The 10,218-nt window shown below is 53.7% G+C and carries 9 protein-coding genes; 4 read left to right on the forward strand and 5 right to left on the reverse strand.

Annotated elements, in window-relative coordinates; translation table 11 throughout:
- Positions 1–49: 49 nt before the first annotated feature.
- From AAZT04_RS09545 to AAZT04_RS09555, 3 genes are read right to left on the reverse strand one after another with little or no spacing between them, the layout of a single operon-like run.
- Positions 50–919: a dimethyl sulfoxide reductase anchor subunit family protein gene (locus tag AAZT04_RS09545; RefSeq protein WP_129940772.1), complete on the reverse strand. Its 870-nt coding sequence runs from the start codon at positions 917–919 to the stop codon at positions 50–52.
- A 3-nt stretch (positions 920–922) separates the two neighbouring features.
- Positions 923–1,477 (reverse strand): 4Fe-4S dicluster domain-containing protein, encoded by a 555-nt coding sequence (locus tag AAZT04_RS09550; RefSeq protein ID WP_434679840.1) that lies wholly within the window; start codon positions 1,475–1,477, stop codon positions 923–925.
- Between the two features lie 2 nt (positions 1,478–1,479).
- Positions 1,480–3,813 carry a molybdopterin-containing oxidoreductase family protein gene (locus AAZT04_RS09555; RefSeq protein WP_434679842.1) on the reverse strand — a complete coding sequence of 778 codons (2,334 nt, stop codon included), beginning with the start codon at positions 3,811–3,813 and terminating at the stop codon, positions 1,480–1,482.
- A gap of 463 nt (positions 3,814–4,276) precedes the next feature.
- Here AAZT04_RS09555 and lpxO point away from each other — a divergent pair, with 463 nt between their 5' ends.
- Positions 4,277–5,179, forward strand: a complete 903-nt coding sequence (gene lpxO / locus AAZT04_RS09560) for a lipid A hydroxylase LpxO (protein WP_020827473.1) — start codon at positions 4,277–4,279, stop codon at positions 5,177–5,179.
- A 34-nt stretch (positions 5,180–5,213) separates the two neighbouring features.
- Here lpxO and chaA read toward each other — a convergent pair whose 3' ends face one another.
- Both chaA and AAZT04_RS09570 read right to left on the reverse strand, forming a co-directional pair.
- Complete coding sequence (chaA, locus tag AAZT04_RS09565; RefSeq protein WP_020827472.1) at positions 5,214–6,314, reverse strand: sodium-potassium/proton antiporter ChaA; 1,101 nt, start codon at positions 6,312–6,314, stop codon at positions 5,214–5,216.
- 314 nt (positions 6,315–6,628) lie between these two features.
- On the reverse strand, positions 6,629–7,447 hold the full coding sequence (locus AAZT04_RS09570; RefSeq protein WP_020827471.1) for a siderophore-interacting protein: 819 nt from the start codon (positions 7,445–7,447) through the stop codon (positions 6,629–6,631).
- Positions 7,448–7,576: 129 nt separating this feature from the next.
- On the opposite strand from AAZT04_RS09570, the gene chaB reads away from it, so the two are divergent.
- The 3 genes from chaB (at position 7,577) to cbl (ending at position 10,009) form a co-directional block, all read left to right on the forward strand.
- Positions 7,577–7,804, forward strand: coding sequence for a putative cation transport regulator ChaB (gene chaB / locus AAZT04_RS09575; RefSeq protein ID WP_115060997.1), 228 nt, complete (start codon positions 7,577–7,579; stop codon positions 7,802–7,804).
- Positions 7,805–8,060: 256 nt separating this feature from the next.
- Positions 8,061–8,756: a gamma-glutamylcyclotransferase gene (locus AAZT04_RS09580; RefSeq protein WP_020827469.1), complete on the forward strand. Its 696-nt coding sequence runs from the start codon at positions 8,061–8,063 to the stop codon at positions 8,754–8,756.
- A 299-nt stretch (positions 8,757–9,055) separates the two neighbouring features.
- Positions 9,056–10,009 (forward strand): HTH-type transcriptional regulator Cbl, encoded by a 954-nt coding sequence (gene cbl / locus AAZT04_RS09585; protein ID WP_020827468.1) that lies wholly within the window; start codon positions 9,056–9,058, stop codon positions 10,007–10,009.
- Positions 10,010–10,218 lie beyond the last annotated feature (209 nt).

The following is a 10,218-nucleotide window of genomic DNA, read 5'->3' on the forward strand; positions in this document are numbered from 1 at the left end:
CCGCCTCGGCGGCCTTTTTCTTGCCTTGAATATCAGCGCAGCCGCAACATTAAAACCAAGGGTATTGGCTCATGACGCCGGCGTAAAACAGCATTCGGCCACCAATACAGGCTGAGAGCAGCGTCAGCATCAGTGCGCCCGCCACGCCAACGTTCAGAACCGGCCGTTGATACAGATAGGCCGCCAATCCGCTGCCGGTAATCAGTGCGCCAAAAATAAGCCACCCCATCAAACCCGAACCAAAAACGGTGACGGCGCTGGCGAGCATTTTCCCTTGCTGGTTGAACCCGGCGCTGTAGCCCAGGATCACGACTAACAGCAATACCACGCCGCATAAAATGCCTGTCGGCAACGCGACGGGGAGCCACCTTTCGCGATCATTTTGAGCCGCATTGAACACGCTGAGCCGCAGCCCAAGGGTGGTAAACCCCAGCAACAGGGCCGTGGCGATAAAACCGAGGTGGGTGAGCGGCGAATGCCAAAGAGGGTGACTCGCCATCTGGTAATAAACCTGTGCGGAAACCAGGATTGCAGCCACGCCCGCGCCCGATGCCAGCAGGCTAACCTGGCGAATCAGCCTGGGGTTTGAGTTAAAGCGAAACATCATGGCGGCCCAGATGACGACCACCGCGTTCAGCAAGGCGAAAGCGATGACTTCCCGGCTGAGCCAGGAATGGCCGATCCCCAGAATCGCTCGATAGGCGCCGGTGGGTGAACCCAAATGCAACAGCGACAGCACGGAGCCGAGGATATTGATCGCCACAATCCCTAACGCCAGCTGTCGCAGGACATTTAAGCGTCTCTTGTCGCTTAGCCAGCTCGGCTGCGCCAGAATCAATACCGTGATGGCTACGATAGTGCCGACCGCCCACTGACAAAACACGGTAAAAAAGACCAAGGGAAGTTCATATTCAGACATGGGCTATTCCTTATCACCGGCGGGAATAATGACGATATTGGGCTGACTGATTCGATGATCCGGCAGTGAGTAGCGGGTCTCGATACGCGTCAGGTCAGCGGAATGGCGAGCGCGCAGTTCGTCAATATCGCCAAACTGCAGCACACCGGCCGGGCAGGACGCGACGCAGCGGGGCAGCAGCCCTTCATCCAGGCGCTCAGCGCACAGATTGCACTTACTGGTTTTTCCTTCGACGGGATCAAATACCGGCGCATTATAAGGGCAAGCCATAATGCACATCCGGCAACCAATACATTTGTCATGATCCTGCACGACAATGCCGTCAGGTCGCTTGCTGTAGGTATCCGCCGGACAGACTTTCATGCACTGCGGATCGTCGCAGTGGTTGCACGACATTGAGATAAACGCCATCGCGTTCGGGTCGTCAAAGTGAAATTCTCTGACCCGCCGCCACAGCACGCCAGCTGGGGTGGCATTTTCAGATTTGCAGGCCATCGAGCAGGTTTTGCAGCCATAACAGCCGCGCATATCGGCTAAAAATCCATATTGTCTGACCATGGTTATGCCTCCGCCCGGACGTCGACCAGGGTGCTGTTACAGCAATGACCGTTGCCCAGCACTTCCGCATGGTCGTTGGTGACGTGGCTGCTGCTGCCGCCTTGCTGTTCCCACCAGCCGTTATCCAGGCATACCACGCCGCGTTTGATTTGACGCGTTACCACCGCCAATGCCCGGTGTTCTCCACGATGATTAAAAGCAATCACCCATTCACCGTTCCTGATATGGCGGCTGGCGGCATCATCCGGATGGATCATGATATTGGGCTGATTGCGCTGCACCTCGAGGATCCATTCATTCATGCCGTGGCTGGAGTGGATGCTGCGCGCCAGCTTGCGCTGAACGGCCATTAATGGATATTTTTTCGCCAGCTCCGGCGAGCCTTTCGGCGACTCTTTCACCTGCATGTAGGTCACAATCGGTGGGAAATCTTTCTTCTGCCACTCTTCAATAAAGAAGTGGGCCTTTCGGGTTGGCGTGCGAAAAATACCGTCTTTGAACGGGATCCACGGCGTGGGGGCTGGTTTAATCGGTCCTTTACGTAGCTGTTCGATAGTGAGGCCGGTTCCGGCCAAACAGTTTTCTATATAGTGTTCGATCGGCTGGTTAAACACCTCGCCGAAGCCGAAGCGTTCCGCCAACCGGGCAAAAATCCAGTAATCCGGTTTGGCCTCTGCCACCGGTTCTACCGCCTTTTCCATCAGTTGGACATAGTGGCTGCGAACGCCGGCCATCAGGCTGAGATCTTCAAAGATGGTGGTGACCGGCAACACCAGATCGGCATACAGCGTGGTGGAACTCATCAGGTTATCGGCCACGACGACAAACGGCACCTTCTTCAGGGCTTTCTTCACCATATTGGTGTTGGGTAACTGGGTCAGCGCGCCCATGGTCATGATCCACCAAAAGTTAATCGGGTGAGGGCGATCGTTGACAATCCACTCGCCGGTTTTGGCGACCGGTATCGGCGGAATTTTTTGTACGTTGGGTGCCGGAGGCAGCGGCGGACTGAACTTCATCATTTGTTTGGCGCCGCCCGCGTCGCAGACTCCGCCACCGGCTTTGCCCATATTGCCGGTCAGCAGCGCCAGATAAAACTGGCTGGCCGCCACGTAGGTACCGAATTCGGTGCGCTGGGCGCCGGACATGTTCTGTACGATCATCGAAGGTGTATTGCTGGCATATTCCCGCGCTAAACGGAGCAGGGTGGCTGCCGGTATGTCGGTTTCCGCCGCCACTTTCTCGACGGTCCAGGGAGCCGACTCCTGACGGATCAGTTCAAATACCGTGGTATAAGCCGCATCGGCAGGCAATTCGGCCTGGGTGAGCGCCGGGACGATGGTGGGTGTGTCATGGCGCACCAGACGGCGGCTTAGGGTGTCGTACACCAGATAGCTTTCTTTGTCCTGCGGATCTTCTCTGAGCTGTTTTTGCTGGGGGGTCACCAGATAAACGGCCCCGGTGTGTCGCCGCAGGAAGTCAGCGTCGTAGCGCTGTTCATCGATGATGATTTTGATCATCCCCAGTGCCAACGCGGTGTCGGTGCCGGGAACGATAGGGATCCACTCATCGGCCTTGGCGGCGGTTTCGTTAAAGCGGGGATCGATCACCACCAGCCGCGCGCCTCTTTCCTGCGCCTTAATATATTCTTTGAAATAGGCCTGCATGGTCACGGCCGGATTATTGCCCCAGCACAGAATGTAGCGGCTTTCGGCAATGGTGTCGCGCATATCCGCGTAGCGCAGGCCAAGCATCGGGATCATGGCGGCGGTCACCGCAGAGCAGCATAAGGAACCGGAGCGTTTTGTCGCCCCGCCGAGGTAATCAAAGAAGGCTTTCCCCATGTCGTTTTTAATGGAATCCATATTCCCGGCATGGCTTGAAATTAACAGACCTTTATTACCGTGACTGGCAAGAGTATTACGAATATTAAGTTCAACCAGATCGAGCGCTTCATCCCAGGATATGGGTTTGAATTTCCCTTCACCTTTTTCCCCCACCCGAAGCAAAGGCGTTTTAACCCGCTGTTGGTGATAGACCCATTTGGTCCGGCTGATGCCGCGCAGGCAGCATTTGACGTTAAAATCTTTGCTGGCTTCTATTTTTTTGAGCTCCCCCTGATAGACATAAGCCGTTAAATTACAATGTAAACACTCCATCGCGCAGGTTGAACGAAACGTCTGGTAGTCACTGAGTTTGAGACGCACCCGGGGCAGGGGTTTGCCCTTGTCCATTGCCATGGAAAATACGCAGGGCGATATGCTGGCCAGCCCAATCACGCCAAGCCCTTTTAACAAGGTTCGGCGATTCATTCTGATGTCAGATATATTTTTCATGATGTATTCCGTACGTATTATTTGTTTTTATTATTGTTTAATGGCTTGCCTTGGGATTAATCAGGCCCCCTGATTTAATCATGGTTGAATTGCTGCACACTGATCAAAATCAAATTAGTCATTTATTATTCTGGAGTGAATAACGGATGTCGTTAATAACCCAAGCCTGAAATACCCGCTTATTTTTATATCAAAGGCTATTTTATCTAACCCGGAGGGCGGGCAGTCATCGGTTTGGGCGCCAACCAGCAAATCGACAGAGGGCAAGCGATTCCCGCCCATAACGCCTGCTCGTTTAGCCTTTGTGTAAACTATTGTGGTTTTTTGTATAGATTTTTGTTGGTTTAGCGTTAATGCTTAGGGGGTTCCAGACGGGCGCAACAACTTATTGGCCTAAAGGAAATATCTGGGGTGCACGCCGGATGGGCGTGCAAGGTATTGGGATCTTCAATGCGGTTCAATCATGAAATATATTATTTTACTTCTATTTATTTTATGCGTTGTGTATGTCCATTACCGTGGGCGGGTGCGTTACACCTTCTGGCGGCAGCTCTCCGATCATTCCACATTTACTGCTCCGCTGAACGTTTTCATGTACCTGTTTTCACGCGTACCGACCACGCCCTATCTGCAGCCGGAGCAATTCCCGGAATTGCAGGCGCTGCGGGATAACTGGCAAAGCATCCGCGATGAAGGTCGGCAGCTGATGGCGATCCAGCAGATTAAAGCCTCGGACCAATATAATGATGCCGGTTTCAATTCATTCTTCAAAACCGGCTGGAAGCGCTTCTATTTGAAGTGGTATGAAGACAACCACCCGTCGGCGATGAGCCTGTGCCCGCAGACTACCGCACTGTTGCGCAGCCTGCCTTCGGTCAAGGCGGCAATGTTTGCCGAACTGCCGGATGGTAGCCGCCTGCCACGCCACCGCGATCCCTACGCCGGCTCACTGCGTTACCATTTGGGGTTGATCACACCGAATGACGACCGTTGCTTTATCGAAGTGGATGGCGAACGCTACAGCTGGCGCGACGGGGAGGCGGTGATGTTCGACGAAACCTACCTGCATTACGCCGAAAACCAGAGTGGGCAGAACCGGTTGATTCTGTTTTGCGATATTGAGCGACCGATGCGTTTCCGCTGGGCACAGGGCATTAACCACTGGCTGGGGCGCAACCTGATGAGCGCGGCTACCGCACCCAATGAAGAGGGCGATCGTACCGGTGGCGTCAACAAGTTGTTCAAGTATATCTATGCGGTACGCAAGGTGGGGAAACGGCTGAAGGCGTGGAACCGAACCGGGTACTACATCATTAAATGGATTTTGTTTGGCGGTATCGCGGCGGGTATTTTTTTCGCGATTTAAAAAGGGAGGGCGCTACGAAAGCGCCCTCCGGCAATCAGGCAAAAATGGTCATCATATAGGCGGCAAACAGCGCCAGGTGCGCGGTGCCGTTCAGCACGTTGGTTCTGCCGGTCGAGAATGACAGCTGGCACAGCAGCAACACGGTCAGCATCACGACGATATGCGGCGTCTGCAAGCCGAAGATCAGCGTTTGACCAGTCAGGGTGGCGATGATGGTTACCGCCGGTACCGTCAGTGAAATGGTCGCCAGTACCGAGCCGAAGAACAGGTTCATCGCACGTTGAACCTGATTGTTCAACACCGCACGCAGTGCCCCCAGGCCTTCTGGCGACAGGATCAACAGCGCGACCAGGAAGCCGGTAAACTGCGCAGGAGCATTCACCTTGGTCAGCAAACCTTCCAACGGGTTGGCGTTGAACTTGGTCACGGCGATCACCGCAATCAAATGCACCACCAGCCAGCCGGCATGCCAGGCACTGCTGTGCGAAGACGGTTTGCCGTGGTGCGGGTCACCGTCGTCATCTTCGTGCTCGTAGACAAACAGGCTCTGGTGGGTTTTGGTCTGGATCACCAGGAACACGCCGTACATGGCGGCGGAAATCACCGCGACCAGCAGCGCCTGCCCAGTGCTGAAGTTGCCGCCCGGCAGCGCACTGGGGAACACCAGTACGATCACCGCCAGCGGGAAAATCGCCATCAGATACTGTTTGATACCGCCCAGATTGACGTATTGGGTGGCGAATTTGCGACCGCCCAGCAATAAAGCGAAGCCCACCAGACCGGCGCTGACAATCATAATGATGGAGTAAAGCGTATCGCGCATCAGTGCCGGTGCGGCGTCGCCGGTGGCCATCAGCGCAGAAATCAGGCTCACTTCCAGAATAACCACCGACAGGCTGAGGATCAGCGAGCCATAGGGTTCACCCAGACGGTGAGCCAGCACGTCGGCGTGGCGCACAACGCTGAACGCGCTGCTGAGAATACCGACCAGGGCAATGATGTTAATGCCGACGATCAGCGGGAAATTGCTGGTACTGCCCCACAGGTTCAACACCACCAAGGCGGCGATGGGGAAAAGCAGCGAGTACTCAGTGTGGCGGGATTTGGATCGGCCAGGATCGTTTTGCGACTTCATTTCGATGGTACTCCTTCTCAAACAGCGTGGTCCCGTCATCGCTGACTGCCGTTAAGGGCAATTATGCGCATCCAGAATGTATTTATATTTAATAATAATAGGATACACCCGCAGGCTTGTGCCGGGGAATGATGTGATGTTGTTTTACTTGTAAAAGCAAAAGCTTGCTTTCTGTGACTAGGTTAACAAAAAAACCGCATTGGATGCGGTTTTATTTACTTACTTTTACGTAGTGAGATGAGTTTTCTTCATTAACGGCACATAAATTGCAGTTTGTGGCTGCGCTGCTTGATTAATAAAGGGGAAAATCACAGTCAATCGTCAATATTGTCCATGATTTCATGCCGTTTATTATGATAACCCTCTTCGTTTAACCCCTCACGCCAGTAAGGTACGGCATAAAGCTGATTACGGTCACATTGGCGCTCGCGGCGCAGGTAACGGCGCAGATCTACCACCAAACGATCTTCCCCGGCCAGCCAATACTGGATTTTTGTCTCAGGTAGCGGCAATGAGCAAAATTGCGTCACCAACTCGGCGGTTTTTTCGGTGCCGCCGATAATCCAGCTCAGTTCGAAGCCTGCCGGTTTTTTCAGATCGATAACGTCAGCCGCAGTGTCGACGCGGATAAAGGCGTGGCCTTCGCTACGTGCCGGTAACCCTTCCAGCAAGGCCGCCAGCGCGGGCAAGGAGGAAGGATCGCCGGCCAGACAGTAGAAATCGGCCTCTGGCAGCATAGGTTTAGGACCGCCCGGGTTACTGATGCCGATTTTATCGCCTGCTTTGGCCGATCGCGCAAAGTTAACCGCCGGGCCGCTGTGATCGTGAATGGCGAATTCAATGTCGACTTCCGCCAGCTCCGGGCGTACTGCGCGAATCGAATAGGTGCGGACAATCGGACGAACCGCATCGGCCGCCCAGCGTGGGCCGTTTTCGGTCAGCGTCGGCAGGTCCGGCTGCGTCTGGCCTTCGAGCGGCAGGAAAACCTTGATATGCGCGGCGGCGGCGTTTGCCGGGTAATAACGCAGGTCCGGGGCGGTGAAAGTGATGCGGCGCAGGTGCGGGGTAACATCGCGAATCGCGCTGACAGCAATCAGGTAGGGTGCGCGTGAGCGTGGGGCTTCGGTAGTCACGGGGTTCTCCTTATGTTCATTTGGCGAGGAGTATAACATGCCATGTGATAATGAGAATTGTTTGCTAATTGAGGCGGGCGGAGGTGTCATCTAAGCTTAAGGTTCACTGAATATCTGCGGGAGGAAATGATGCCCTACAACAGCACAAATGCCTTGCCGGACAACGTCAAACACGTGTTGCCGGCCCATGCGCAAGAGATCTATAAGGAAGCTTTTAACAGCGCCTGGGATCAATATAGCGATCCGGATGACCGGCGCGGCGACGATAGCCGAGAGGAAACCGCCCACAAGGTAGCCTGGGCGGCGGTGAAGCAAAGCTACCGCAAAGGTGATGACGACCGCTGGCACAAAAAGTAAGGCGCTCCCCGGCGCCTTTTTGCGTCGGTAAATCATGAAATCCGAGCCTATTACGCGGGCAATTAATATTATTGCTGCTGAGTACAAATACTTTTTCACTTTAAAGCTCTTTTGAAACTTGATTGCTCACTGAGAAAAGAATAAGGTCATTATTATCGCGGGAAGATTATTGTATTAATATAATTCCGCACTTAATAAATAAGATTGAACAGTGGCGAGGGAGTATGGGCAATCCTATTCCCGGGAGGTTGTTAAGGTGTTAACGCGAGATTTTCTGCAAAATGCGGATTGCAAAACTGCATTCGGCACCATTGAGGAGTCGCTGTTACTGACATCAGAGCAGCGGGCGGCCTCGTTGGATTGTACTTTATCCCGTCGGCCGGATAATAGCCCGGTGTGGGTCTTCGGCTACGGTTCACTGATGTGGAACCCGGTGTTTGAATCCGAAGAGGTGCGGCCGGCCACGCTGCAAGGCTGGCACCGCGCCTTCTGTTTGCGGCTTACAGCCGGGCGCGGCACCCTGCACCAGCCGGGGCGTATGCTGGCGTTAAAAGAAGGCGGCCATACCACCGGCCTGGCGTTTCGCCTGCCGGAAGCCAAGCTGCGCGAAGAGCTGGAACTGCTGTGGAAACGCGAAATGGTCACCGGCTGTTATTTGCCGACCTGGTGCGATCTCACCTTGGCAGACGGTGAAGTGGTGACCGCGCTGGTGTTTGTCATGAACCCGCAGCACCCGCTGTTTGAAGAAGATACCAGCCATCAGGTGATAGCCCCCCTGATCGCCAGCGCCAGCGGCCCGCTGGGAACTAACGCCCAGTACCTGTTCTCGCTGGATAACGAGCTGAAAAACCACGGTATGCAGGATGACTGCATTGGCGATTTGGTCAGCTACGTGCAGCAATGGCTGCAGCAAAATACCTCCGGCCCTATCGGCGGAGAGGCAACTGCCTGATCCCGCTCATATGACGCTTTCGATAGGCTCAGCTTGCTGAGCCTTTTTTGTTTATATATCTAATGCCTATATTTAATAACTTTATTTTGCATAAGCATTTAATCCACATTTTTAAAGTGGATATCTATGTTATTAATTTTAAAGCCATTCGATAATCTAAGATTAAAAAACAGCAAATTTGCAATGGTGAAAAATTCACTTAGCATGAAAATGCATAACTAAAGGTTATTTCTTATTTGTCCCCTCCCGCCAGACTCCGTATCACTGGTGTTAACAATATTGCTCGTCAGGGGGAGTGGATGAACTTTCAACAATTAAAAATTATTCGGGAATCGGCGCGTTGCAACTACAACCTGACCGAGGTGGCCAATACTTTATTTACCTCGCAGTCTGGGGTCAGTCGTCATATTCGGGAACTGGAAGAAGAACTGGGCATTGAGATATTTATCCGCCGCGGCAAGCGTTTATTGGGCATGACCGAACCGGGTAAAGAGCTGCTGGTGGTGGCGGAACGCATCCTGAATGATGCCAATAATATCCGCCGACTGGCGGATGTGTTCAGCAGCAACGACACTGGCCAACTGCATATTGCGACCACCCATACGCAGGCGCGCTACAGCCTGCCAGGTGTCATCAAGGAGTTTCGTGCGCTGTACCCGCGGGTAAGGGTGGTGCTGAACCAGGGCAGTCCCGAAGAAATCGTCGCGATGCTGGCCTCGGGCGAAGCCGATATCGGCATTGCCAGTGAACGGCTGATGAGCGATGAATCTCTTGCGGCGTTCCCTTACTACCGTTGGCATCACACCATCCTGGTACCGGAAGGGCACGAATTGACTCGGCAACCGCAGGTGACGCTGGAAATGCTCAGTACCTTACCGTTGATAACCTATCGCCAGGGCATTACCGGTCGCTCGCGGCTGGATAGCGCGTTCAAAGCCGCCGGGCTGACGCCGGACATTGCCCTAAGCGCTCAGGATTCCGACGTAATAAAAACCTATGTCGAGCTGGGGTTGGGGGTCGGCGTACTGGCGGACATGTCATATGAGAAAGAGCGCGATCATGGGCTGGTCAGCCTTAACGCCGAGCACCTGTTCGAGCCCAATACCGTGTGGTTAGGTTTGAAACGCAGTCAGTTACAACGTAACTATGCCTGGCAGTTTATCCAGCTGTGCAACCCGACGCTGTCACTGACGGAAATCAAAGACAAGGTGTTCTCTTCACAGCTGGAAACGGTGATCGATTACCAGATTTGATCGGCATGTGACAATAACGGGCCGGGCTTGCTGCCCGGCATTTGACGATGCTAGAGCTGTTTTCTCAACAGTTTTCTGACCATACGGCGTTTACTTTTTTGCACTGGGCCAATGAGTTCTAAAATGGGGATTTCTTCTGGGGACGGAGGGTTCGCCATTTGCCAGTGGAGATGTTGTTTCAAAATTTCGATCGCAATTTCTTTTTCTTC

It is taken from the genome of Serratia sp. Je.1.23.a (genome assembly GCF_051129805.1).
GTDB lineage: Bacteria > Pseudomonadota > Gammaproteobacteria > Enterobacterales > Enterobacteriaceae > Serratia > Serratia liquefaciens.

Excerpts from the sequence above, each read along its gene's own strand:
- AAZT04_RS09545 (WP_129940772.1), bottom strand. The coding sequence starts at position 919 with ATGTCTGAATATGAACTTCCCTTGGTCTTTTTTACCGTGTTTTGTCAG.
- AAZT04_RS09550 (WP_434679840.1), bottom strand. The coding sequence starts at position 1,477 with ATGGTCAGACAATATGGATTTTTAGCCGATATGCGCGGCTGTTATGGC.
- AAZT04_RS09555 (WP_434679842.1), bottom strand. The coding sequence starts at position 3,813 with ATGAAAAATATATCTGACATCAGAATGAATCGCCGAACCTTGTTAAAA.
- lpxO (WP_020827473.1), top strand. The coding sequence starts at position 4,277 with ATGAAATATATTATTTTACTTCTATTTATTTTATGCGTTGTGTATGTC.
- chaA (WP_020827472.1), bottom strand. The coding sequence starts at position 6,314 with ATGAAGTCGCAAAACGATCCTGGCCGATCCAAATCCCGCCACACTGAG.
- chaB (WP_115060997.1), top strand. The coding sequence starts at position 7,577 with ATGCCCTACAACAGCACAAATGCCTTGCCGGACAACGTCAAACACGTG.
- cbl (WP_020827468.1), top strand. The coding sequence starts at position 9,056 with ATGAACTTTCAACAATTAAAAATTATTCGGGAATCGGCGCGTTGCAAC.